Consider the following 25273-nt stretch of genomic DNA (forward strand, 5'->3'; position numbering starts at 1 on the left):
AGGCAGCAAAGCGGCTCTCAAACGAATAAAGGCGGTGGACCTGCGCGCGACGCCGCGCAGGTCCACCGCCTTCGAAAGGAATCGACGTTACTGAGCCGCCTACACTTACGGCGCTCGCTGCTCCGGCGGCGGTTCGTCGCTGAACAGATCGGCGCTCGCTTCGAGCGGCTGGCCGCCCAGATGCTTGCCGTGAATCTGCCGCGCGATCACGTCGCCGACATACGGCACGCTCGCGTCGAGTTCCACCGTCGCGTAGGCGTTGGGCTTGCCGGCGTCCACCACCTCGACGTGTTTAGCGTAGTGGCCGAGTTCGCGCTTCAAAAAATCCCGCACGTCCTGCTCGCTGCACGATTCGGCGATATTGCGCACGGTCAGGTTCATGCGGACTACCCTCGCCGTGCCCGGCGCTCAGTCAGTCGGTCAGAGCTGGAGACACGCACCGGTCGCAGCGCGACACGCTGCTTCGTCTGAGCCGCGGCCAGTGCGCGAAGTGCGACGACGCCGGTCGCGCCGGCCAATCCCAAAGCGAGCAATGACAAAAAGAAGGCCATCGTTCCAATCTCCTGTGCAAATTTCATCCTGTTCTCAGGATAGCCCGCTTCGACAGCGAATACACTGTGACGCAGTGTCCTAGGCAACGGCGAAACACCCCCGTCGATGCACTGTACCTGAATCAGTCGCGCCAATCCTGGAAAACATCGGCTGCTTCAGCACCTTGCATGCCTGGCACGCAGACGCATCGTCAAAGGGATCCTGCGGAGGATGTGAGCAAGGCGGGCTGATCGCGCCGATCAGTTGGCCGCTTGCACGTTCGCCGCGCTCACCCACCAGGCATTTTTACCGTGCGGCAGGCGGACCAGCACCGCGGAAGGATCGTCGACGCCGTCGTCGGAGATCTGGCAAACCGGCAGGCCGTCGGGCAGACGCTTCACTTCGCCGGCGGCCTCGAACAGCGCGATTCGCCGCGCATCCAGCGGGCGCAGCTGCCGATACACGTCGAAGCTGAGCGCCGCGGGCACATCGCCGCGAATCTCGAGCTCGTTGGCGCGCGCGCAATGCGCGGGCGCGGCGGCAACCGCTGCTGCGCTGCCGCTCAGGCAGCCGATCGTCAGCGCAACGGCGGCGAGGCGGGATTGGATCATCGTGTTTCTCCGAAAAAAATGAGGGGCAGCGAACCGTGGTTCCGCGACGACTGCGGCAGCGCGCGGATGCGCTCAACGCTCGCGCTCATGCGCGTCGCCGCGCCGGTTGTCTTCGCTGTCGACGCCGTCGTCGTCGCCAGTCGAGACGTCTAGCCGGCTCACGTCGCACGACGCCTGGCCAAAGCCCGCGTACACCGCCGACCAGTTGCCGACGATCGCCGCTTGCGCCTGCGCGAGACTCAGCTTGCCTTCGCAGACGCAGCGCTTGAGCATCGCCGCCGCGCGTGCCTTGCGGCGCTCGCCCTGCGGGCCGGCCCACGGCAACAGATCGAGATTGCCCGGCGCATCGGGCGATCCGCCGAGCATGATCGGCACGTGCCGGTCGAGCGCAAACGCGGCGCTGTCATCCACATCGATGCCGCGCGCGGCAAGCATGCGGTCCTTGCGCGCCATCAGTTCGTCGAACGGCGGCGCGACGGTTTCCGCATAACCGGGGCGGCAAATCGTCCGGCCGATCGATTGCTGGGTGACGCGGTCGTCGAGGACGTCGCTCGGCTGCGCGGCGGCGTCCCCGATGCGCAGCGCGATCAGTGCGCCGACGGTTACGAACAGCGCACGATGTGTGATGTGCGCGCGCGGTCGAACCACGCTCTCGCGCCCTAGCCGCGGCGCGTTGGCCGCGTCATTGCTGCTGGTGATGTCGCGGGAAAGACCCCGCCGATGCGTGTCTGCGATGCCTGCGTTCATTCGTCTGCGCGCCGGCGGCACGCGGTAGTTCAATTCGCAAGGCAATTAAAACACATTCAATCTGGATGAGTACAAAAGCCCGACATGGCAGCGCACCGTTTGCCGGCTCGCGGCGACCGCCGCGAGCCAGAGCAGACCGGCACGACGCGACGTCGCGATGTGTCCCGACGCCCCGCCACCGCCGCTACTTCGCCACCCGCGCCTGCAATGCGCGGATCCGCCCGAGCGCCTGCGCGTCCGACACCGTCTCTTCGTACATCTTTGCGAGGTCGGCTTTCAGCGCGGTGCGCGAACCGCCGTCGAGATACACCATATGACCCGATGGATAGAACCGCGCCGACAGGTTCTGCCGCACCTGCTGACTGACCAGCGGCATCTGCTGCAGGTCGAGCACGGTTTGATAGAACGGCGTGACGAAATCGAAGAACCCGTTCGCCGACAGCACCTTCAGGTCGGGATTGAGCGCCATCACGGCCGCAAGGTCGCCGGCCGTGTACAGAATGATGTTGCCTGTCGAGTCGACGCCCTTCTGCGCGCCGGTCGGATCGATATGGCTGAAATCCCAGTACTTGAAGGCCTGATCGTTGAGGTCGGTGAACGACGAGTTCGACGTGTACTTCAACTGCTCGTTCAGATACACGTTCCACATCGTCGTGTAGACGCCGGTGACCGCGGTCATCGTCGGATCGTTGCCGCCGGAGTTCGGGTCGATCTTGCCGGCGATGCCGGTGTCGATCGCGGTCACGCGGCCGTCGTAGGCGCCGAGCGCGAGGCCTTGCGACTTCAGCAAGGTGGTCAGGAACAGCGAATTGCCGCGGCTGTCGTAGCCGGCGATGTCGAGGCTCCACGCGAGCAGTGTCGTTTTGTCGATACCGGTGTATTCGCTGAGTTTTTCGACGGTCGCGGTGTCGGTGGTCGGGAACTTGCGCAGCGCGGCCAGGTAGTCGGTGCGCGCGAACTGCGCGACCTCTTCGGCGAACGTGCCGAGATCGGTGGGCCGCGGCGCGACGCCGAGTTTCTTGTGATACCACGCGTCCGCGGCCGCCGTGGGCAGCGCGCCGACCGGGTTGCCCGACTGCGTGTAATCGAGAATCGAAGACTGCAGCGTCACCCCGTTCAGATCGACGCCATCCTCGTGCAGCCGGTACGCGAGCACGCAGCTGCGCGCCGTGCCGTAGGACTCGCCGAACAGATACTTCGGCGAATTCCAGCGGTTGTTTTTGGTCAGAAACCGCTTGATGAACTGCTTGATCGAGTCCGCGTCCTGATCGACGCCCCAGAAATCGCGATTCTTCTTCGGCGCGATCGCCGCCGAATAGCCGGTGCCGACCGGGTTGATGAATACGAGGTCGCTTTTGTCGAGCAGACTGTCCGGATTGTCTTCGAGCGAATACGGCGCGGGCGGCGTGAAGCCCGGCATCGACGTCTTGATGCGGCGCGGCGCGAACGAGCCGAGCAGCACGAATACCGACGACGATCCGGGCCCGCCGTTATAGAAGAACGTGACCGGCCGCGTCTCTTCCTTCTGGTTGTCCTGCGTGAAAGCGACGTAGAACATCCTCGCCGACGGCTGCGAGCTGCTCGGATCGACGATCACCAGGTGGCCCGCGGTCGCCGTGTAGTTGATGTTGTGCCCGCCGATGGTCACCGAATGATGCGTGATCGCGGCCGTCTCGACCGTATCGGTAACCGAATCGTCCGGGCCGTTGCCGTAGGCGACCGGGTCGAAGAACGGCTGGTCGCCGGCTTTGTGCGGGGTGCTCGTGGCGGTGGACGCGCCGGCCGAGGCCGTGGCGTGCGTGTTGTGCGGCGAATGCTGGCTACCAGAAGCCGATTCTGTATTCGTCATGATCGCTCCAAGGGTTGTTTTATTGCCGTGCGTCCTCGTTCTTACGTCTTGTTGTTGTGTGATGCGCTGTGTTGCAGACTATAGTGCGCCCGCCACCTTCCCGCCATTGGGACTGCCCAGGCCCGTGCAGGCGTCCCACCCCTTCGACGCCGCAAAGCTGCCGTTGTTGCCCTCGGTGATGTCGTTGCACACGCCCGTCGCCTTGTACAGTTTCGCGTTGACGAAGCCGACCGGTTGCCCCTTCGCCGCGTTGATGCGCGCGATCAGCGCCGCCCACAGTGGCGCTACCGCGCTGGTGCCTCCCACCACCGTTTGCGTTCCGTCGACCAGCACGTCGTAGCCGGTCAACGGGGAGGCATCGCCCGCGACGTCCGGCACGCCGCGCCCATTGAGCGGCTGGCTGCCGCCGCCCGTCGTCGCGGCCGACAAACCCTGCTGCCATGCCGGCACCGGAAACGCGGTGCTGATGCCGCCGCCGCTCGCGCCGCCCTGCGCGCCGTCGTTCCACACGACCTCGCGCGTGATCGCCGAACCGGACGCGCTCAGTTGCGTGCCGCCGCAGGCGAGCACGTACGGGCTCGACGCCGGGAAGTCGACCTGGTCGCCCCCGCCCGAGCCGTCGCTCGACCCGCTGTCGCCCGACGCCGCGCAAATCGTCACGCCGAGCGCCGCCGCCGATTGCAGCACGCTGTTGAGCGCATTCATCGACTGGCCGGTCCAGACCGACTCCGGCGCGCCCCAACTGATCGAAATGACCGACGGCTTGTGGGTCGTGTCGTGCACCGCGCGGCTCACCGCGTCGATGAAGCCGGCGTCGCTGTTCTGCGTGAAGTACACGGCGATGGTCGCGCGCGGCACGAGCGCACCGACGATCTCGATGTCGAGCGTAACCTCGCCGTCCGGCCCGTTCGGGTCGCCGCTCGGGTTGTTGCCGGCCTGATCGACACCGACCGCGGTCACGGTCGGCTCGCTGACGCCGAGGCTCGAGAAATAGGTCTTCAGGTCCGACGTGTTGTAGCCGCCGCCGAGCTCGATGATGCCGACGCACTGGCCGCCGCCGTCGCCCTGCGGAAACTGGTAGAGCGACGCGAGCTGCGGCGGCGTGAACGACTCCTGCTGCGCGCGCGCCGCGACGAACGGCGGCCGGATACGGAAGTGCGGTCGCGCCTGTGGCCGGTTGTCGAGCCCTAGCACCGCCTCGACGACGCCACGCAGATCGTCCGGCACGCTGATCGTGCCGGTGCGGCCACGGAACTGGCCAGCCGTGTGGTGCTGGTAGCGTTCGAGCTTCACCTCGAACGCGCTCTGGAATTGCGCGATCGTGCCGCTCAGCAGCACCGAGCGCGCCGCCGGGTCCTCGCGCACGACGGCGAGCCCATGCGCGGCCGCAAACGCGCGGACCTTCGCGATGTCATCGGGCGCGGCGCCGTAGTCCTGGGCGAGCGCCTCGCGCGACAACGGCTTCACGCTCGCGTCGCCGGCTTCGATGCGTTTCATCAACGCGTCGAACTGCGCCTGCTGCTGGCGGCGCAGCATCACGAAGACCTCGATCCGCTCGGCGGGATCGCATTGCCCGATGACCGTGGTGCCCTGCGCGACCTTACGCTCGCTGCCTGGCAATGGATGCTTGGTGACCATGGTGTCGACTCTCCTGTTAGCGTGGCTTCGCAGACGGTCAGCCACGCGCCTGCACGAAGCGCATCGTTTGCGCGATACGCGGCAGGGGTTGTTCAAGAACTTCGTCCAAGCGTCCGACCAAGGCATTCGAACACAGTTCCGACGCGTGCGGCAGTCGTCCGAATGGCTACTGCGCGGCGCGGATGCGACACGCTATGATGCTGGAGCGGCATTCCCGCCGTTTCAGTGCCGCGCGCGCCGCCCGCGCGCACGATCGAGAAATCAGAGGAACCCATGTCAATTTCGATGTATCAAGCATCACTGCCTGTGCTGATTCGCGGCCTCACCAACCTGCAGGCCATCCTCGGCAAGGCCGAGGCGCATGCCGCCGCGAAGCAGATCGAACCGTCGGTGTTCACCAATGCCCGGCTCGCGCCGGACATGCTGCCGCTCGTGCGCCAGGTGTATATCGCGAGCGATACCGCCAAGGGTTGCGCGGCGCGCCTCGCCGGCGTCGAGCCGCCGAAGTTCGAGGACGTCGAGCAGACTTTCGATGAACTGCGGGCCCGTATCCAGAAGACGATCGATTACCTGAAGGAATTCAACGAGGCGCAGATCGACGGCTCGGAGAGCCGCACGATCACGCTGAAATTGCGGCCGGGGCCGATCGAGTTCACGGGAGCGTCGTATCTGTTCGGTTTCGTGCTGCCGAACTTCTTTTTCCACGTGACGACCGCGTACGACATCCTGCGTCATAACGGTGTCGAGCTCGGTAAGCTCGACTATCTGGGCGGGATGCAGCAGTAATGGCAGCGGGCGGGTCGTCGAAAGCGGCGCCCCGTTCACACGTGCAGGCGCGGCTGGAATGCGATCACCGCCATGCCAGCCAGCGTCAGCGCGGCGCCTGCGGCGTCCCACAGCGTGGGCCGCACCTCGTCCACGACCCACAGCCATGCAATCGCCACCGCCACGTACACGCCGCCATAGGCCGCATACACGCGGCCCGCGGCGGTGCCATGCAGCGTCAGCAGCCAGGCGAACAGCGCGAGGCTTGCCGCGCCCGGCAGCAACAGCCACGCCGAGCCGCCCTCCTTTAGCCAACGCCAAGGCAGGTAACAGCCGAGGATCTCGGCAATAGCGGTCACGACATACAGCAGGAAAGTTTTCATCGACGCACGTGAGAAGGTGGTTGTGTCGCCGCGCGTGCGCGCGGCCGCTGCGCTATCGGCTTTATTAACACAATCACCTGGCATCGCGCGCGCTGCACGTGCGACAGTCGCGCTACTTCAACTCCAACGGCCACCGGTCATGAGCATTGCGTCACCCTGTGTCGATATCTGAGCATCGCAAGAAAATTATCGAGGACCGGCCGCGGCGCGAGCGCAAGCTGAAGAAGTGAGCGGCGGGCGGCGCCGGTCGGCCGCTCACGCAGTCTCACGCCAGCCTCGAGTTTCAATCCAGCGAAAGTCGCAGCGCGAAGCCGATCAACGCAGCCGAAAACGTCCAACGTTGCAGCGTTTGCGCGAAAGGATGGGCGCGCATCCAGTTGGCGATGCGGGCGGCGCCGATCGCATACAACGCGTCGAAGCATGCGCCGATCGCGAGCAGCACAACACCGAGTTCGATCATCTGCCACGCCACCGGCCCCGCTTCCGGCCGCACGAATTGCGGCAACAGCACCGAGCAGAACAGTAGCGCCTTCGGGTTGAGCAGATTCGTCAGCAGACCTTTGACGAACGCGGTCCGCAACGGCCGCGCGCCTCTATCCGCATCGCTCGAAGGAGTGGATTCCACTCGCGACGCGCCGGCCGCTTGCCTGTCGCGTGCACCGGCGGGCAATGCGAACCCGGGCGAGCGGAAAATCTGAATCCCGATCCACGCGAGATAGACCGCGCCGGCATAACGCACCGCGTCGTACAGCCACGGCGCGTTGCGCAGCAGCGCCGCCATGCCGCACGCCGATAGCGTCACGTGCGTCGCGCGCGACACGCCGAGCCCCGCGGCGGCAGCGAAGCCGCTGCGCACGCCGCGCGCGATGCTGGTTTGCAGGATCAGCGCCATGTCCGGCCCGGGCACCGCATAAACGACGATCAATGCCGCCACGTAGACGGCCAGCAGGTGAGCGGAAATCATCGGAGCCTCCTTGTTGTTCGAGGCTCCATCTTGCTATCGGAAGCGGAGCGTTTGCTGGCGATTTTCGGCCCAGACCAATCCGAAACTAGCGGAATACGCTAAGATTTCAAAATCTAATGGCGTCTTCCGCCAACCCGCAGCAAGCACCTTCCGATTATGTCCGCCGACGATCTCGACAAAACCGACCGCGCGATTCTCGCCGCGCTGCAAAACGACGGCCGCATGTCGATCGCGCGTCTCGCCGACATGGTCGGCCTCAGCGAAACGCCGTGCGCGCGGCGTCTGAAACGTCTGGAGAACGATGGTTACATCGACCGTTATCGCGCGGTGCTGTCGCGCGCCGGGCTCGGTCTGGGCGTGGTCGCATTCGTGCTGGTGCGCTTCGCGGTGCACGACCGCGTGGTATCGACGCGCTTCGAGCGCGAGGTGCAGGCCATCCCGCGTATCCTGTCGTGCCACAACGTGTCGGGCAGCGCCGACTACATCCTGCAGATCGTCGCGCGCGACCTCGACGACTACGGCACCTTCATGCGCGATGAACTGCGCAGCCTGCCGGGCGTGACGTCGGTGGAATCGGCCTTGTCGTTGCGCGAAGTGAAAGCGTTTGGCGGTCTGCCGCTGTCCTGAACGCGAACGTGGCATAGTCACCCCTTTAGTCCCCTTTAGGAGCGGCGCGAGCCGTCCCGACGCAACCCGACGACCCCGGAGTTCTCATGGATCACGACAAGGCGCGAGCCGAAGAAACCGCCGCAATGGAACGCGTGGTGACCGCCACCAAGCGTGTGCAGACGGCGTTCGCGTCGCTGCAATCGCAATTCCCGCCCGCCGGCAGCGGCAAACCCTCGCAATTTGCGTTGCAGACTTTCGACGCCGCGCTGCAGGAACTCGAAGACGCGCAAGCCGCGTTCGACGAACTGCTCGGCGATCTGCTCGACGGCAATCGTTGAGTGTTAGCGAGCGGCTGGCCGGCGCCCCGCCCGGCGGCTCGCATGCCTGGCGCCGCCGCCCGCGCCTCAACGCGCTTCCGTCTCCACGACCGCCTCGCAGAGAATCGGAAAGTTGATCGAGTTCGCGATGTAGCACTTCTGATGCGCGACGTGATGCAGATGCATGGCCTGCTCGACGTCGCCGCCCGCGCGGATCGTCACGCGCGGGCGCAGCACGATCTGCGAAAAGCGGCCTTCGTGACCGGAATCGAGCATCGTGCCTTCGGCGTCGTCGCGATAGTCGAGCACCACGATGCCCGCGTCCGAGCACAGATGCAGGTACCACAGCTTGTGACACGCGCTCGCCGACGCGACCAGCAGGTCTTCGGGATTCCAGCGCGTCGCGTCGCCGAGAAACGCCGGGTCCGACGAGCCCGGAATGTCGGGCTTGCCGCTGGAAGAAATCACGTGGTCGCGGCCGTAGTCGCGGTAGCCGGAGGTGCCGCTGCCGCGGTTGCCGGTCCATTGCACCGATACGCGGTACTTGTGCTCGCCGTGTGCCATTCCCTTCCCCTGTGGTCGGATCGGATCTGCATTCTATCCGCCGCCCTAGCGCGGCGGCGCCGCGCGCCCGGTCACGTTCGGCGCGCGCGGGTCGGGACTCATGTAGAGCGCCGTGCCGTTCGCGCGCATGTTGTTGAGTGCGCCGCCCGAGCCGGTCGCGCCACCGGCGCCGAGCCCATACGAGCCACCCGCCGACATGCCCGGCCCCGGCATCGCACTCGGACTGACGCCGGTACCGATGCCCATTGCGCCGCCGGCAGCCGCATTGCCGCTGTCCGCGCTGGTGCCCGCGCCGGCGCCCGCACGAGTTCCGGCCTGGCTGCCGCCAGGACTGCCCAGTTGCTGAGCCTCGACCGTCCCCGTGCCCCCCACCGTCAACAGCGTCACGAGCAACGCCGACCATACGATCCCACCGGTTGCTGTCTTCATAGCTCCCCCAAGCGCACCGATCCGCCGAGCCACGATATCTATTCTGAGCCGATCGCCCGACCGCTGCAGAAGCGCCGCCCCCGCCCGCGCCCACCGTTTGCCCGTGCGCGTTATGATCGATCGTCACGCCCGAGAACCGCCGATCGCGCACGATGGAGCACGCCTACAGCCACCTTTTGCATCTGCTCGCCGGCCACTCTACGTGGATGCTCGCGGTCGTGTTTCTCGCCGCATTTTTCGAATCCATCGCGGTCATCGGCACCTTCGTTCCCGGCAGCACCGCGATGTTCCTCGCCGGCGCGCTGACCGGCACCGGCTCGCTGAGTCTTGCCTGGGTTTTCGTGTGGGCGATTGTCGGCGCGGTCGCCGGCGACGGCGCCAGCTTCTGGCTCGGCGATCGCTACAAGGAGCGCATCGTCACGCTGTGGCCGTTCCGCGCACACCCCGGCGTACTCGACGCGGGCCAGCGCTTCTTTCTAAAGCATGGCGCGAAGAGCGTCGTGCTCGCCCGCTTCATCGGCCCATTGCGGGCGATCGTGCCGGTCGTCGCGGGCATGATGGGCATGCGGCCGCTGCGCTTCCTCGCGATCAACGTGCTGTCCGCGCTGTTGTGGGCGCCCGCGCATATCCTGCCCGGTGTCGTGTTCGGCGCATCGGTGCTGCTCGCGGGCGCGGTGTCGTTCCGGCTCGTCGTGATCATCGCGATGCTGGTGTGCATCGTGTGGCTGAGCTTTCGCGGCGCGGAGTTCCTCGTATCGCACGCGAACGCGTGGTCGAGCGCGGCGGGCCGTCATCTCGGCAGCTGGGCCTGCCGACATCCGGGTCCGCTCGGCCGCATCGCGCGCCGCATGCTCGACCCCGACACGCCCGATGCGACCCATCTGCTCGCGACGTCGCTGATCGTGCTGGTGGCCGGCGCGCTTTTCTTCGGGGTCCTTGAAGACGTCGTCAGCGGCGATCCGTTGACCACCATCGATCTGTCCGTCTATCACTTCCTGCAATCGGTGCGCACGCCGTGGAGCGACACGGTACTCGCGGCGCTCGGGACGCTCGGCAGCGGCATCACGCTGCTCGCGCTGGTCGTCACGGTTGCGCTGTGGATGGTATGGGAGCGGCGCTGGCGCACGATCACCTACTGGCTCGCCGCGGTCGTGTTTTCGCAGCTGCTGATTCTCGGCCTGCAACTCGCGATGCGCCGCGAGCCGCCCAATGAGTTGATGACAGGCCACTTCGTGTTTCCGAGCAATCACGTCGCCGCGACGGTGATCGTCTACGGCTTTCTCGCGTTTCTGCTCGCGCGTCGGGTCGACAAGCTCGAAGGCGTGCTGGTTGCCGGAGCGAGCATCATCGTCGTGATCGTGGTGGCGCTCGCGGGCGTGTACTTCGGCCGCTACTGGGTGTCCGACGCGATCGGCGGCGCTGCGCTCGCATATGTGTGGGTCGCGCTGATTGCGCTGACGGCGATCTGGCGGCATCCGCGGCCGCCGCCGCCGCGCCGTTTCATGCCGCTCGTGGTGCTCGCGGTGGTCGTGCTCAGCGTCGGGCTGCAGCTCGGCGTCGCCATGCCGGCGCCGCCGAACAGCGCGCCGCAACCACCACCCGTGCAGTTCACGCAGGCACAGTGGAAACACTCCGAGTGGCAGCGGCTGCCGTGCTATCGCTCCGACATGGGCGGCGATCGCAAGGAGCCGCTGACACTGCAATGGGTCTCCGAACCCGCTTCGATCCGCGAGCTACTGCGCGCGCGGGGCTGGATCGAGGGCACCGACGTGTCCGCGCACAGCCTGCTGTCGCTCGCTTCGCCCGACGTCGCGGCGGTGTCGCTGCCGGTGCTGCCGAAGCTGAACAATGGCGTGCCGTCGTCGCTGGTCTTCGTGCGGCCGGGCGAATCGCGCGAGGAACGTTACGTGCTTCGTTTCTGGCCGAGCGCCTACGCGGTCGGCAACGGCACCGCCGCGGCGCCGCTGTGGGTCGGCGCGTTTGCGCACGAGAGGCTGACGCGGCCGTCGTGGCCGCTGAACATTCTGCGCATCGACCGCAATGGAACTCCGATCGACGCGCGCACCAGCTTGGGCGAAGAACTCGGCGCGACGGTCCTCGCGGAAGTCGATTGTCACGGCGTGCCGGTGTCGCTGCTGGTCTCGCCGATGGAATGAGCGTCACATGCAGGCTAGTTAGGCAAGCCCCGACTCAACGACTCGATAAAGGAGACAACCGTGGGCCGCTTTTCGACCGAACAACTCGATGATTGCGCAGCGACGTTCGAACGCGACGGCATGGTCGTTCTGCGCCAGCACTTCCCGAAGGCGACGCTGCTCGCATGGCGCGACGCGTTCGCGCCATTGCTGCAACAGCAGATCGCCGCGCCGGCGACCGCCGTGCGCGGCGAAAACCGGCACTACGTCACGCTGCCGTTCACGGGGGTCTTCGCCGATCAGTCGATCTTCTGTGATCCGGACGTGCTCGGCATCGTCGAGCGCGTGGCCGGCGACGATCCCGTGATGTGCCAGCTGGCCACCGACACGCCGTTGAATGGCTCGACGTATCAGGAGATTCATCGCGACACACCCGCGCTGTTCGACGGCGAAGCGGAAACCCCGTCGTTCCAGCTCGCGGTCAACTTTCCGTTATGTGACGTCACGCTCGAGAACGGCCCATTCGAAACGACGCTCGGCACGCATCGGATGCGCTCCGACGACGCGCTGAACGCGTGGCGCGACGGCCGCCTGCCGTTGCATGCGATCACGATGGAACTCGGCGACGTGATGATTCGCGACGTGCGCGCGCTCCATCGCGGCACGCCGAACCGGACCGACCTGCCGCGTCCGATGGTCGTGATCGGCTATAGCCGCAGCTGGTATTTCCGACCGGAAGTCCGCATCGACGTACCCGAAGCCGTCGATGCGCAATTGACGTCACGCGCGAATCGACTACTGCGCCATATGCCGCGCGTGAGCGAACTCGACAAGGCGGGCGCGCCGGAGCAATACCGGAAATTCGCCTATTAAAGCGGGCTTTCAACTGTCGCATTGATTGGGCAACGATTTGCCGGGCAATCGAATCGCGAATCGCCACGCAATGGTCATAAGCGAAAAGTGCGCCCCGCCCAACGGATATATCAACGCGCGAATCACCCGCGATTTAACATTTAAAACTCCGTTGCGCAAATGCAACGACACGACGCTATTCCGACCTTATTCCGACGCTGTTCCCGTCGCTATTCGCATCGATAGCGCGGCAGGTCTTTTTCCACTCGCGCAATTCCTAATAGCACTGGCAAAATGAGCGAAAAAACGGATAGCGGGAACCGGCGTGGATGGCGGTTTCGGCAATCAAAACTCGGACCCTGATTTTCTATCGAACTGCATGCTTTGACGCTATCGTCTCATTGCGACCTGAACTCGTAGACCAATAGGAGCTCCGCGTGCGGAATCGATTGATGTCTCGCGTGAAGAAAAACCGCCAGTCTGGCGTTCGCAGCCATCGCTCGCGCGTTTTCCGATTGTCGTCGAGTCCGCTTTCCGGCTCATTTTCCAAACTGCTCCCCAGCCTATCGGTTTGCATCAGTGCGCTGGTGCTCGGCAGCTACTCTGCGTATAGCGTCGCCGGGGTTTCCATATTGCGTCCGCCGCGCGAAGCGAGGTCCGACGAACCGCTTGTCGTGACGATCGTCTACACCGGCGACGCACCCTCCGGCACGTCGGTCGACGTGCCTCGCACCTTGAGCGTCACGCTGACCAACGGCGAGGCCCTGCCAAGGGCCGTACTGCTCACCCGCGCATCCGGCGCACCCGAGCATGTCCGGCTAGCGGCCGGCGAGATGAAGGCGGTCAGCTATAGCGCGCCATGGCCCGATTGGGCGCGCGGTGCGCTTCGCATCGACGTGCCTGGCGTCGACGTATCACCTTCGGTGGTCCTGCTCACGCGCATGCCTCGCAACGCGGCGACGGCCAGCGCCGCAACAGCGGCGCCCGCGTCTGCGGCGGCGGTTGCGTCCGCATCCGCACCGGTCGTGATCGCGCCAGCCGAAGGGCCGATGGCCGGCAACGAGTCGATCGCCGCGCAAGTGCCACCTTCGACCGTGAAGCCCTCGAATTCCTTGGTGCCGGACCTCGGCACCTTTCTCGTAGGGCGATTTTCGTTCTACCAGCCCACCTACTTCGCCGACGGCTGGGACTCGTCGGAAAACGGTCTCGCCAAATTCCAGGTCAGCTTCAAATTCCGCTTCGTACTGCCCGATGATCCGCGTTCACGCGGTTTTCTCGACAACCTTTACTTCGCCTACACGCAGACTTCTCTGTGGGATATCCGCGGGCATATGAACCCGTTCTACGATACGAGCTACATGCCCGCTCTTTTCTACTACCTGGAGGACACCGGGTGGAGGACCAGCTGGTTCACCCGGATGGGCATCGAGTCGGGCTACGAGCACGAGTCGAACGGGACCGCCGGTCCCGGGTCGCGGGGCATCGACTATGTCTACATCAAGCCGATCTGGGATTTTGGCGACCTCAACGCCAACCACCTGACCATCGAGCCGAAAATCTACGCCTACACGCACAAACAGGACACGAATTCGGATATAGCCAACTATCGCGGCTATGTCGACCTGCTCGTCAAATACGGCAGCCCGGATGGCTGGCAGCTCGCGACCACGTTGAGAAAGGGCACGAAATCGACCTATGGAAGCGTCGACGTACAATTTACCTACCCGCTTGCCAAGATGTTCGGCAGTGCATGGGGCGGGTATCTGTTTCTAAACTATTTCAACGGCTACGCGGAAGATCTTCTCTCTTACAACCAGCACCGCTGGGCCGCGCGCATTGGCTTCGCCGTGTCGCGCTGACACATGACGTTGTCCTCTGTAGGCACCGGGCCAGATGTACTCGGCGCCTTTGCGCGACACGGGTTATATGCAGGACAGCGGTTACGTATGGCTCGGCTTCTTTAGCGGTTATGGCGAGAACATTCTCGACTACAACCAGCATCGCTGGATTACGCGAATCGGCTATAGCATCACACGCTAATCCGGTATTCGCCGGAGATGCAAGCAAAGGGCCGCCGAGCGGCCCTTTTGCCATTCGAGGACGGCGCACGACGTGCCGTAATACATCGAAAGTCCTGCCGTAATTTTTTCAAAAGATTGCCCAAAGCCGATTCCCACCCGGCGGGCAACCCGTCTTGAACCCGCTCGTGAATGCTGTGTGCACGAACAGACGGGCATATCGGTGCGGATTTCTCTAGAGTTGAAGGGTCGCCGGTCCAACCGGCTGGCCACGCCGCGCGCTGACTTTTCCAGCGTCTAATCAAAACCAAGGAAAAACCAATGAAGACCGCTCTCCTTAAAGACCTGTCAACCGTTTCAAACGAGCCAACCGGACTTCTTTTGCATCGGAATAGTGCACCGCTTGCGCTCAAGCACGAAATTCACCCGGAACAGATCCGCGATAGCCTGCCGGCACGTCAGGGGGGAGTCGGCTTTCTGTTTCACGCGACCGATTGGGAGACCCTTTCATTTTCTTTTCACAACGTTCGCGAACGCAGCGAGTCGTTCGAAGAAGAGTTGTGGAAGACCAAGCCTTTCATCGCATCGCCGATCTATTCGGGCTCGCAGGTGATCGGCGCGAATATCGCCTGCCCGGTGCCGCTCGAAATGTGGCTCGGCAGCCCGCGCGGCATCAAGCGCTTTCGGGCGACGCAATTCTTTCCGGCGCTGGAGCTCGCCAGAAAGGCGGGCTTGAACATGGTCGCGATGGGCGCGTCGACGCCGTACGCATGCAACTACGGGGCGCTGCCCCGGCCTGTCAAGCCGCCTCACATCACGACCGGCCACGCGGCGACCGCGGCGATGCTGAAGGACTGGGCGATGCATTGCTGCGAACAGCTCGGCCTCGAATTCGGCAACACGAAGCTCGCGCTGTTCGGCGCGGCCGGCCGGCTCGGCACGACGGTCGCGAAGTATCTGTTGTACAAGGATGCGCCGAAGGAACTGGTGCTGATCGATCTGCCGGACAAGATCAACCTGCTGACCGATCAGGCGAACGAGCTGCTCGCGTCGGACCTGCTCGGCAAATCGAAAGTCTCGGTGCATACGTTCAGCCCGGACACGCCGCTCCCTGACTTCGACGGCGCGATCCTCGCGAGCAGCACGAGCGTGCCCTACCTGAGCGCCGCGGATCTCAAACGCGCGCAATTCTGGATCGACGATTCGCATCCGCGCGCGGCCAGCGTCGAAGCGGAACTCGCTTCTCGCGGTCATACGCTCTATATTGAATGCTTCGCGCGTGGGCCCGCTGGACTCGACACCGCTTTCCCGTTCAGGCTGCCGTCCACCCGCGACTGCTATACCTGCTTTGCCGAAGGTTATTCCGCGTGGCAAGAAGGCATCGCATCCGATTTCATCATCGGTAGCCCGCCCGTGTGGTCGGTCTCTTATACTCATGGTCTTCTGAAGAGGTACGGCTTTTCGGTCGGACCGTTTCACGGCAAGAACGGCGATTCGCTCGCCGAAGGCGTCGAAGCACAGCAATTCAATACGCATGAAATGATGGGTTCCTGATGAACTCGGAGGCCTGATGGCGAGACCGCGCGAAAGCATGCGGGATATGCTGGAAAGAAGCAGGTTCGCGATTCGATGGGGAGGCGCACTCGGCCTCCTGTGTCACCCCATCTATTACATCGTCTGGACCTACCTCCTTCCGCAGCCTTACGACAACCTGCTGCTGCGGCTCAGCGCGGCGGCCGTCTGCGTCCCGCTGCTGTTCCAGGCGCGCTGGCCGAGGCGCTACAACCCCGCTCTGCTGATCTACTGGCATTGCTGCCTGATTTACGTGCTGCCGTTCGTCTGCACGTTCCTGACCGTCAGAAACGGCTTCTCCACGATGTGGATGATGACCGAGGTCATGATGATCTTCATTCTGGCGCTGTGTATCGACAACCCGCTGCTGCTGATAACGTGCATCGGTATCGGCGTGTTTTCCGGCGGCCTTGCCGGCGTGTTGAGCTCGCCGACGCCGATCGTTCTCAGCGCCGACGACAAGTCCAATCTCGCGCTGCTGCCGGTGGTCGTGCTGTGCAGCATGGCGTTCAGCCACGCGATCAGCAAGGGACGCATCTTCGTCGAAAAGAACCGCGCGTTGCAGGCGCTCGCGGGTTCCATCGCGCACGAGATGCGCAATCCGCTGAGCCAGTTGCGGCACGTGCTCGACCGCGTCGAGGAAGCGTTGCCCTCGGCGAACAAGGCGGGCGCGGCGCCGACGCTCACCGACGGCACGGCCTCGCTGATGTACAACCATCTCGCGCAGGGCCAATTGTCGATCGAGCGCGGCCTGCGCATCATCGCGATGACGCTCGACGAAGTCGCCGCGAAATCGATCCGCCCGGATAGTCTCAGCTACCTGCATGCCGGCGCGACCACGCGCAAGGCGCTCGCCGAATATGGCTTCGACAACGACAAGGAACGCGCGAAGGTGAGCGTCGTCGTCAACCGCGACTTCGTGTTCAAGGTCGACGAGACGGTCTATCTGTTCACGCTGTTCAACCTGATCAAGAACGCGCTGCATCACATCGTCGCGTATCCGCAGGCGACGCTGACATTGACCGTCGATAGCGACTCGGTGATCGTGCGCGACACCGGCCCCGGCATCGCGGCGGAGATCCTGCAGCATCTGTTCGAGCCGTTTCGCACGGCCGGCAACTCGGGCGGCACCGGGCTCGGGCTCGCGTACTGCCAGCGCGCGATGCGCGCGTTCGGCGGCAGCATCGACTGCGAATCGGAACTCGGCAAGTTCACCGCATTCACGCTGCGCTTTCCGCCGGTGGCGGCCGACGAGGTCGCCGAGCACGAGCGGCGCCTGTTCGAACGCGCGATGCCGGCGTTCAAGGGCAAGCGCGTGCTCGTCGTCGACGACGACGCTACGCTGCGCGCCCGCACCCGCCGCGTGTTGACGAAGGCAGGCGCCTATGTCAGCGAGGCGTCGGGCGGCGAGCTTGCGCTCGCCACGCTGCGGCGCGCGCCGCTCTACGACCTCGTGCTGATGGACATCAGCATGCCCGATCTGGACGGCTATGCGACGACCGAGCGCATCCGGGCCGACCGGGACTGCCCGAACCGCAACGTGCTGATCGCCGCCTACACCGCCGAACCGGGCAACGCGGTGCGGCTGCGCGCGCGGCGCGCCGGCATGGACGAGATCATCGGCAAGACGTCGAGTGTGCAGGAGCTGATCACCGCGGTGCAGGCCCTGTTCGACAACGGCGTGCGGCATCAGCCGGGCGAGCTGCCCGACGGCTTCGCCGGCAGAACCTTCGTGATCGCCGACGACGACACCTACAGCCGGCTCGTCGCAAAGGCTTATCTGGAGCGCTGCGGCGCGAGCGTCATCGAGGCCGATCACGGTCAGGCGGTGCTGACCAACCTGCACGAAGACGGCTTCATCGACGCGATCCTGATGGACGTGAACATGCCGGGCATGAACGGCATCGAGACGACGAAGTCGATTCGCGCGCGCACCGATGCGTACGCGACGCTGCCTGTCATCGCGCTCACCAGTCACACCGATCCCGCAGCGGTGCAGGCCTGCCTTGCCGCCGGGATGAACGAGGTGTTGATCAAGCCGGTGCAAGCCGGCTCGCTGTACGCATGTCTCGCACGGCAGTTCGGCACACGCGGCGCGCCGATTGCGGACGCTCCGTCTTCACAACGAATCACGAAAACCGCGGGCGAAAGCGCGCAAACGGATTTTGCGGCGACGCCGGTGGCTTTGGCCCCCACTGCGAGCGCGCACGCGGCCACCCCTATCGCTGAAGAAAGCCTGCTTGACGAACCGCACCTGGAAGAACTGGTCTCGCTCGATCTGCTCGACGAATCGTTCCTGAACGGCATCGAACAGATCCGCTCGCTCGTCGCGCGGCTCGCGGCAAACAGCGCGGCTGTCGATATCAAGGCGACGCACGCGAGCTTGCATGCGCTGCTTGGCGTAAGCGGCAACATCGGCGCGAAGGCACTGCATCGCTACGCACGACATATCTATCCACGCGTGATCGGCGGTGAGTGGCCGGTGGAAACCGACTGGCTCGTCCAGGTCCGCACGCTGGGCGCGCGCTCGACCGACGCGTTGCAGCGATATTACGCGTCGGCGAAAGGCCCGCGCGATCATCGCGATGCACTGAGCGATTGAGCGCGCGCGCCGCCGCCGTCAGAACTTGTGCAGCACGCCGATCGCAACCGCCAGCTGGTTCGCGCCGGTCTTCACGGTCGTCGTCGCGACCGAAGTCGCCCATCCGGTCGCACTCAGCGCGGCCTTCGAGCTGTTGATCACATAGGTGATGTCGGTGTACAGCGCCGTGCGCTTCGACAGCCAGTAGTCCGCGTTGACGCCGGTGCTCAATGCGTGCGCGTCGACGTGGCGATAAGCGTGGTAGTAAGTCGCGGCTGCGAGGTCCAGCGCCGGCGTCGCCTTGTAGCGCACGCCCGCGAACGCCATCGACTGCGGCGGCGATGCGGTGAGCGTCGACGGGACATCGTTCAGCAGCAATTCGTAGCCGCCGTACAGCGTCGCCTTGCCGATCGCATACGAACCGCCGGCCACGTAGCGCCGCTCGCTATCGCCCGATGTCGCGATCACCGAGCCTTGGCGCTGCTCGTACACGAACGTCAGATTGAGCGGCCCCTGCACGTAGCGTCCACCGATGTCGTACTGCTTGCCGACGCGGAACGAGCCCGCCGCCGGCACGTTGGAGGCGACTGCGTCATAGCCGAAGCTGTAGAGCGCGTTCAGCTCGAACGGTCCCACATGGCCGAGATACGACACCGCGTTATCCGCGCGACCGACGAACTGCGCGTCCTGCGCGGAAAGGCCGTAACTGGAATAACCGAGCGGGTCGAGCGCGAGGAAGTAGCGGTACATCGGCGTCATCTGCCGGCCGAGCATCATCGCGCCGTAGCGGTCTGATTCGAGTCCGACGAACGCTTGCCGGCCGAACAGCCGCCCGCCTTGCTGCAGCGCGCCGGTGTTCATCGCCATGCCCGATTCGAGCGTGAAAATCGCCCGCAGTCCGTTGCCGAGATCTTCCTTGCCGGTGAAACCCCAACGCGAATTCTGCCGGTTGCCGGTGCCGAGCGCGACCTGGGTGCCAGACGATCCCTGCGGCGTGACAGCGTGAGTCACGTAAGTCACCCCCGAGTCGACGATGCCGTACAGCGTGACCGACGACTGCGCATGCGCCGCGCCGCTGATGCCGATACCAATACCACATGCAAAAAGGACCTTCGACGGCCTGGCGAGAGGCTTGTGCTTCACCATGTGTCTCCTGCTGGAAATTGAGTTGTTTTGTGCTGCGAAAGCGTGATTGTTCGATCTGTGTGGTCGCGGTAGCCGGCGCGTGGCCGCGGCGGCTACCGGAGAGAGTCGGTCATTCGCGTGCGATGTGCGGATTGACGAAGAACATCGCGACCACCGCGATAGCGGGTCCGATCGCGAGCGTGATGAGCGCGAGCATGAATGAATGACTCGCGCCATACAGCGAGCCGACCACCATCGGCGACACCGCGCTGCCGGACTGCCAGATCGCATTGGTCCAGCCGGCGCTCGCGCCGGCGAGGCGCTTGCCGGATGCGTCGCTCACCTGTGCCATCAGCACCGGCAGATAGCCGAACGAGAACGCCCCGAGGATCGGCGCGACCAGATAAAACTGATGCGCGGTCGAGCAGTAGCCGAATACCAGCAGCGCGATCGTGAACGCGATCAGGCAGCCGATCGACATCATCCGCCGCGACACGCCGGGCAGATCGGAGATCCAGCCGAGCGTCGGCTTCGCGATCACCGCGCCGATGCCGAACGACGCGACGATCGATCCGGCGACGATCGGCGCAATGCCGTATTGGCGCGTCATCAGCGCGTTGCCCCATGCAGCGAAGCCGACGGTCGCCCATAAGCCGCCGCAGCCCGCGATCGACAGCGCGATCAGGTTCCGGTTGCGCAACAGGCCGAGCATGTCCTGCAGGCTGTTGCGCGCGGGCTTCGCTTCGTTCGACGGCCGGTTCTTCAGCAGCAGCAACGTGACGATGCCCCACGCGAACGTGACGATGCCGAGCATATGAAATGCGTTCGACCAGCCGTGCCGCGCTGAGAACGACGGCACGACCGCGTTCGCGATCACGACGGCGAGCGACGTCGCGGTCGTGTAGAGGCCCATTGCGCGGCCCCGGTCGCGCGTGAACCATGCGGGAATGATCTTCATGCCGGCCGAGTAGTCGGCGCCCGCCGCGAAACCCATCGCCGCCTGAATCACGATGCCGAAGGCGAGCGAATGCGTATAGCCGAACGTGAAGGTGAGCACGCCGAGCGGCAGCAGCGCGAGCGTGAGCATCGCGCGACCGCCGAGCAGATCGGTCAACATGCCGCCGACCACGTTCGCAAGCACATAGCCCGCGTAGAACGCGGTCACGAACGCACCGAGCATCGACACGCTGATGCCGAGCGACGCGCCGACCGGCGCGGCCACCGTGCTCCACGCCACACGGACCACATAGCTGAGCAGAAATGCGGCCCAGACGATGAACAGCGCGACCCAGCGATACGGGTTCGTGTCGGCGCTGCTCGCCTCCCGTGCGCCGTTCGTGGGCCAGACGTTCGCGGACAGGCCCTCCGAAGACGCCAGATTCTTCTCCATGACTCCTCCAATGCCGGGCGTGCCAGCGGCCGCCCGTTTTCTTTCTGATGGATAGGGCGCCGGCCGCCTGCTGTGACCGACGCCGGCGATTGCCGTTACAGATCGAGCACCAGCACCCTCGACTTCGCACGTGAACAGCACGGCAGGAAGTGATCGTTGCGGGCCTGCTCCTCGGGCGACAGGTACAGATCCCGGTGGTCGGGTTCGCCTTCGAGCACCCGCGTGATGCAGGTGCCGCAGATGCCCTGCTCGCACGACACCGGCACGTCGACGCCCGCCGCCGCGAGCGCCTGCGTGACCGTGCAATCAGCCGCAATCGGCACGACGCGGCCCGAGCGCGCGAGCCGCACGTCGAACGAGCCGCCGTCGCCGGCAGGCGGCGCTGCCGCGAAGTATTCGTAATGCAGACGATCGTCGCTCCAGCCGAGCGAGCGCGCCGTATCGAGCACCGCGTTCATGAAGCCCTGCGGACCACACACGTACAGATGCCGCCGGTCCGCGTCGCCCGTCAGCAGTGCTTTCAGATCGAGCATGCCGTGCTCGTCGTCGAAGTGGTATTGCACGTTGTCCGCCCACCACGACGCGGCGATTCGCTCGACGAACGCCGCACGGCTCTTCGAGCGCGCGCAGTAATGCATGTCGAACGCCGCGCCCATCGCTGCCAACTGCTCCGCCATGCAGAGAATCGGCGTGACGCCGATGCCGCCCGCGAGCAATAGTGGCTTCGCGTCATGGCGGGCGAGCGGGAAATGATTGCGCGGTACGCCGATGCGGAGCGCGTCGCCTTCGTTCACCGCGTCGTGCATGCGCAGCGAGCCGCCGCGCGAATCGGCGTCGCGCAACACCGCGATCTGATACCGGTGACGCTCGTGAGGAGCGTTGCACAGCGAGTACTGCCGCACCGGCCCGCCGGGCACGTAGACGTCGATGTGCGCGCCCGCCTCGAACGGCGGCAGCTCGCGGCCGTCGACATCGACGAACTCGAAGCCGGCGATCCCGTCGGCTTCGTCGCGCCGTGCGGCGACCCGCACCATCAGCGTGGAATCGGTCATGTTCATGCCACCTCTCCTCCGCTCACATCGCCGACAGGCCGCCGTCGACCATCAGCGTCGTGCCGGTGATGTACGACGCCTCGTCGCTCGCGAACCACAGGATCGGCCACGCGATCTCTTCGGGCGACGCCCAGCGGCCGATCAGCGACGTGTCCTGGCGCTGCGTCTTCAGCACTTCGACGCTCTTGCCCGCTGCAATGGCGCGGTTCACGTGGAATCCGGTCAGCGTCGAACCGGGGCATATCGCGTTCACGCGCACGCCGTTCGCGGTCTCCTCGAACGCGAGCGTGCGGGTCATCGCCAGCATGCCGGCCTTGGTCGCGTCGTACAGGCCCATGCCCTTGCGGCCGGTCACCGCATAGCACGACGATACGTTGACGATACTCGCGCGGCCCGCGCGACGCAGGAACGGCAGCGCCGCCCTGCAATAATTCGACGTACCGACCAGATTGACCGACACCATCGCCTGCCACTCGGCCGGCGTCGCGTCGGCGAGCGCGCTGTAGTTGCGCATCGCCGCGTTGTTCACCAGCACGTCGAGCCGGCCGAACGAAGCGGCGGCGAACTGCACCGCGCGCACCGCATCGGCGTCATCCGACACGTCGGCAGGGAACGTCTCGACACGCGCCGACGTGTCAGCCTCCTTCAGTTCTTCAGCGACGCGCGCGAGCGCCTCCGGATTCGCGTCGACGAGCACTACCGCAGCGCCCTGGGCGCAGAACACGCGCGCGGTCGCGGCGCCGATGCCGCCTCCGCCACCAGTGATCAGCGCGACCTTGTCTTCGAGTCTTTTACGTTGCTGCATTGCTTGCCGGCGCGCAGCCGGCCTCCTTTTGCGGAATGGGCAGAAGGTCCAGTCGGACCAGACGACGACACGCGGGGGCGGAGAGAAGCCCGGCCCCGCCGTGCATCAGATCGTGTAGATCGGTTGGTCCTTGCCGTCGTGCAGATGGATCACCGCCCATTCCTGTGGCTTCTGATCGCGCGGCAGCAAGACGCCGGCAGCGCGCACGCGCTGCTGGTCGGCGTCGATCGCGGGCGGATCGGTGTCGGGCACCAGCGCCGTGGCCGCCTCGTACATCATGCGGCGCGCCATCACGATCGCGCGGTCGGTCGGCAACAGCTTTTCCTTGCTGTGGTCCTGGATCGGACCCATGCTTTCCTGCAGCGACGCGTCCTGCATCGCGAAGCCGAACACGCCCGAGTACGCGCGCTTCTCCTTCTGCGCCTTGCGGTCGATCAGGTAGTCGTTGTCCTTGTTCGCCTTCGGACGGAACGAGCCACCCTCCTCGTACTCGCAGTGAATGCCCTTGCCGGCGTTCAGGTCGGCGAGTTCCTGCTCGTCGAGCGGACGGTCGGGGCGGAAGTTGATGCTCCACGCCCAGCAGTTGTGATCGTCGATCGGCACCCACACGTGGCCCGCGAGCGAGTGGTCACCGAACGGCGGGATCAGCGTGTACCACGGGAACAGCCACTGCGTGACGCGCCAGTAGTACGAATCCGGCTCGCCGTTGCGGCGGCCGAACAGCGTGAGGCCGAACGGCTGCTTCTCGATCTCGAAGATCACGTTGCCGTCCGCCTTGATGTAGTCGAGCGCCTTCGTGCCCTGGTGCATCGGGTCATCGTCGACTTCGTAGCGGTGCACATACGACACGTGGCTCGTGTCGATGCCGCCTTCCATCGCCTGCAGGTAGTTCGATTCCTGCAGCCGCTTCGACACGAACACGTGGCTGTCCGGCAGGTTGCACCACTCGAGATCCGGCGGCGCCGGCTGACGGTCCTTCGGCCCCATGTACGCCCACACGATGCCCGCGCGTTCGATGCACGGATACGCGGTGATGCCCATGTGCTTGCACGCCTGCGGTGCGGACGGCACCTCGACGCAGTTGCCGTTGCGGTCGAATTTGAGGCCGTGATACGAGCAGCGAATGCCGTTCTCTTCATTGCGGCCGAAGTACAGCGACACGCCGCGGTGCGAGCAGAACTCGTCGATCAGCGCGGGCTGGCCTTCGGAATCGCGAAAGGCCAGCAGCTTTTCGCCGAGGATCTGCACGCGCACCGGCGGGCAATCGGGCTCCGCGATTTCGCTCGCGAGCAGCACCGGCACCCAGTAGCGGCGCATCAGATTGCCCATCGCCGTGCCCGGGCCAGTGCGAACCAGCGTCTCCGACATGTTCTTGTCCATAATTCCTCCGAATCCGGTTGTCCGTTGTGTGAGAATGTGGTCTCATTGTACGGACAGATTGATGTGAGTCAAGTTCGTGCCGATAGGGACTTTCACTACAATGTGCAATCGACGCGGACCGTCGCGGAAAGGAAATTTCAAATGGAAGAAAAAAAGCCGCACGAAAATGTGCGCGCAGTCGAACGAGCGCTAGAAATTCTTCTGGCGTTCCGACCCGGGGACAAGGAATTGACCGTCGCGGAGTTGCTGACCCGCGTGGACCTGAGCCGACCGACGCTGTACCGGCTGCTGAATACGCTCGAACAGAACGGCTTTCTCGCGTCGTCGGGCGAGCCGCAGCGCTTCAGGCTCGGCAGTTCGGTCGCGCAAGTCGCGCACGCGTGGATGGCGAACAATACGATCGCGCAGCTCGCGCAGCCGATGCTGCGCGAGCTTTGGGAAGCGACCTCGGAGACGGTCGCGTTGTTCGTGCCGGAGGGGACCTACCGGATTTGCGTGGCCGAACTGGAAAGTCCGCAGCCGCTCAGTTTCCGGCGCGGAGTCGGCTATCGCGAGAAGCTCGTGCTCGGCGCGAGCGGCCGCACGATTCTTTCGCAGATGCCGCTGTCAGAGGACGATCTGCGGCGCTATCTGACCGATCCGAATCAGGACGTCGCGGCGCTCGCCGCCGATCTCGATGCGGTCCGCGCAAAGGGCTTCGGCACCAGCCATCACGAGCTGATCGCCGGCGCAGTAGCGGTGGCCGCGCCGTTCTTCAACGGTGCGAACCAGGTGGCGGGTTCGGTGTGCATCTTCGGGCCGAGCGTGCGCGTAACCGACGAGCGCGTCGAGCACTTCGCGGCGTTGCTCAAGCGAGAGGTGGGCAATCTGTCGCGCGCGCTGGGGCATCAAGGGGAAATGGGACGGGTGCCGAGTGTGGCGCGTCGGTGAAATCGGCATCGAAGATGCTGGCCGAC

General features: G+C 65.0%; 24 protein-coding genes. 10 read left to right on the forward strand and 14 right to left on the reverse strand.

Features of this window, described 5'->3' with window-relative positions:
• Positions 1-105 precede the first annotated feature (105 nt).
• From AB3X95_RS38080 to AB3X95_RS38100, 5 genes are all read right to left on the reverse strand, one after another.
• The gene (locus AB3X95_RS38080; protein WP_176105636.1) at positions 106-381 is read right to left on the reverse strand and encodes an RNA-binding protein; all 276 of its coding nucleotides are present in this window, start codon (positions 379-381) and stop codon (positions 106-108) included.
• A gap of 410 nt (positions 382-791) precedes the next feature.
• Entirely contained in the window at positions 792-1142 is a 351-nt protein-coding gene (locus AB3X95_RS38085) for a hypothetical protein (RefSeq protein ID WP_368623934.1), read from the reverse strand.
• 72 nt (positions 1143-1214) lie between these two features.
• Positions 1215-1889, reverse strand: a complete 675-nt coding sequence (locus tag AB3X95_RS38090; protein ID WP_368623935.1) for a hypothetical protein — start codon at positions 1887-1889, stop codon at positions 1215-1217.
• Between the two features lie 184 nt (positions 1890-2073).
• Positions 2074-3738 (reverse strand): S10 family peptidase, encoded by a 1665-nt coding sequence (locus AB3X95_RS38095; protein WP_176126066.1) that lies wholly within the window; start codon positions 3736-3738, stop codon positions 2074-2076.
• Between the two features lie 78 nt (positions 3739-3816).
• Positions 3817-5376 (reverse strand): protease pro-enzyme activation domain-containing protein, encoded by a 1560-nt coding sequence (locus tag AB3X95_RS38100; protein WP_176369239.1) that lies wholly within the window; start codon positions 5374-5376, stop codon positions 3817-3819.
• Between the two features lie 273 nt (positions 5377-5649).
• On the opposite strand from AB3X95_RS38100, the gene AB3X95_RS38105 reads away from it, so the two are divergent.
• Positions 5650-6162: a DUF1993 family protein gene (locus AB3X95_RS38105; protein WP_176126064.1), complete on the forward strand. Its 513-nt coding sequence runs from the start codon at positions 5650-5652 to the stop codon at positions 6160-6162.
• Positions 6163-6197: 35 nt separating this feature from the next.
• Here AB3X95_RS38105 and AB3X95_RS38110 read toward each other — a convergent pair whose 3' ends face one another.
• Entirely contained in the window at positions 6198-6524 is a 327-nt protein-coding gene (locus AB3X95_RS38110; protein ID WP_176126063.1) for a YnfA family protein, read from the reverse strand.
• A gap of 283 nt (positions 6525-6807) precedes the next feature.
• Positions 6808-7488 carry a LysE family translocator gene (locus tag AB3X95_RS38115; protein WP_176126062.1) on the reverse strand — a complete coding sequence of 227 codons (681 nt, stop codon included), beginning with the start codon at positions 7486-7488 and terminating at the stop codon, positions 6808-6810.
• Positions 7489-7644: 156 nt separating this feature from the next.
• Here AB3X95_RS38115 and AB3X95_RS38120 point away from each other — a divergent pair, with 156 nt between their 5' ends.
• Both AB3X95_RS38120 and AB3X95_RS38125 read left to right on the forward strand, forming a co-directional pair.
• On the forward strand, positions 7645-8115 hold the full coding sequence (locus AB3X95_RS38120) for an Lrp/AsnC family transcriptional regulator (RefSeq protein ID WP_176105629.1): 471 nt from the start codon (positions 7645-7647) through the stop codon (positions 8113-8115).
• Between the two features lie 86 nt (positions 8116-8201).
• A complete protein-coding gene (locus AB3X95_RS38125) occupies positions 8202-8435 on the forward strand; it encodes a hypothetical protein (RefSeq protein ID WP_368623936.1) in 234 nt (77 codons plus the stop codon).
• Between the two features lie 66 nt (positions 8436-8501).
• Here the strand turns inward: AB3X95_RS38125 and AB3X95_RS38130 are convergent, their stop codons facing one another.
• On the reverse strand, positions 8502-8978 hold the full coding sequence (locus AB3X95_RS38130; RefSeq protein ID WP_368623937.1) for an OsmC family protein: 477 nt from the start codon (positions 8976-8978) through the stop codon (positions 8502-8504).
• Between the two features lie 45 nt (positions 8979-9023).
• On the reverse strand, positions 9024-9407 hold the full coding sequence (locus tag AB3X95_RS38135; RefSeq protein WP_368623938.1) for a hypothetical protein: 384 nt from the start codon (positions 9405-9407) through the stop codon (positions 9024-9026).
• Between the two features lie 152 nt (positions 9408-9559).
• Between AB3X95_RS38135 and AB3X95_RS38140 the strand changes: the two genes are divergently transcribed.
• The 6 genes from AB3X95_RS38140 (at position 9560) to AB3X95_RS38165 (ending at position 18586) form a co-directional block, all read left to right on the forward strand.
• Positions 9560-11563 (forward strand): VTT domain-containing protein, encoded by a 2004-nt coding sequence (locus AB3X95_RS38140; protein ID WP_368623939.1) that lies wholly within the window; start codon positions 9560-9562, stop codon positions 11561-11563.
• Between the two features lie 60 nt (positions 11564-11623).
• Positions 11624-12415, forward strand: a complete 792-nt coding sequence (locus tag AB3X95_RS38145; RefSeq protein WP_368623940.1) for a phytanoyl-CoA dioxygenase family protein — start codon at positions 11624-11626, stop codon at positions 12413-12415.
• 653 nt (positions 12416-13068) lie between these two features.
• Positions 13069-14253, forward strand: a complete 1185-nt coding sequence (locus AB3X95_RS38150; protein WP_368623941.1) for a phospholipase A — start codon at positions 13069-13071, stop codon at positions 14251-14253.
• Positions 14254-14287: 34 nt separating this feature from the next.
• Positions 14288-14434 carry a hypothetical protein gene (locus tag AB3X95_RS38155; protein ID WP_368623942.1) on the forward strand — a complete coding sequence of 49 codons (147 nt, stop codon included), beginning with the start codon at positions 14288-14290 and terminating at the stop codon, positions 14432-14434.
• 299 nt (positions 14435-14733) lie between these two features.
• Complete coding sequence (locus tag AB3X95_RS38160; protein WP_368623943.1) at positions 14734-15966, forward strand: hypothetical protein; 1233 nt, start codon at positions 14734-14736, stop codon at positions 15964-15966.
• Positions 15967-15982: 16 nt separating this feature from the next.
• Positions 15983-18586 carry a response regulator gene (locus AB3X95_RS38165; RefSeq protein WP_368623944.1) on the forward strand — a complete coding sequence of 868 codons (2604 nt, stop codon included), beginning with the start codon at positions 15983-15985 and terminating at the stop codon, positions 18584-18586.
• 18 nt (positions 18587-18604) lie between these two features.
• On the opposite strand, the gene AB3X95_RS38170 is transcribed toward AB3X95_RS38165, so the two are convergent.
• The 5 genes from AB3X95_RS38170 to AB3X95_RS38190 all read right to left on the reverse strand — a co-directional run bounded on the left by AB3X95_RS38170 (position 18605) and on the right by AB3X95_RS38190 (position 24317).
• On the reverse strand, positions 18605-19711 hold the full coding sequence (locus tag AB3X95_RS38170; protein ID WP_368623945.1) for a porin: 1107 nt from the start codon (positions 19709-19711) through the stop codon (positions 18605-18607).
• 109 nt (positions 19712-19820) lie between these two features.
• The gene (locus AB3X95_RS38175; RefSeq protein WP_368623946.1) at positions 19821-21080 is read right to left on the reverse strand and encodes a nitrate/nitrite transporter; all 1260 of its coding nucleotides are present in this window, start codon (positions 21078-21080) and stop codon (positions 19821-19823) included.
• Between the two features lie 95 nt (positions 21081-21175).
• Positions 21176-22138, reverse strand: coding sequence for a 2Fe-2S iron-sulfur cluster-binding protein (locus tag AB3X95_RS38180; protein WP_368623947.1), 963 nt, complete (start codon positions 22136-22138; stop codon positions 21176-21178).
• A gap of 16 nt (positions 22139-22154) precedes the next feature.
• Positions 22155-22937: an SDR family NAD(P)-dependent oxidoreductase gene (locus tag AB3X95_RS38185; protein WP_176126051.1), complete on the reverse strand. Its 783-nt coding sequence runs from the start codon at positions 22935-22937 to the stop codon at positions 22155-22157.
• Between the two features lie 105 nt (positions 22938-23042).
• A complete protein-coding gene (locus AB3X95_RS38190) occupies positions 23043-24317 on the reverse strand; it encodes an aromatic ring-hydroxylating dioxygenase subunit alpha (protein ID WP_176385139.1) in 1275 nt (424 codons plus the stop codon).
• 141 nt (positions 24318-24458) lie between these two features.
• Between AB3X95_RS38190 and AB3X95_RS38195 the strand changes: the two genes are divergently transcribed.
• Positions 24459-25247, forward strand: coding sequence for an IclR family transcriptional regulator (locus AB3X95_RS38195; RefSeq protein WP_368623948.1), 789 nt, complete (start codon positions 24459-24461; stop codon positions 25245-25247).
• Positions 25248-25273 lie beyond the last annotated feature (26 nt).

This window comes from Paraburkholderia sp. BR13444 (genome assembly GCF_040948755.1).
GTDB lineage: Bacteria > Pseudomonadota > Gammaproteobacteria > Burkholderiales > Burkholderiaceae > Paraburkholderia > Paraburkholderia youngii.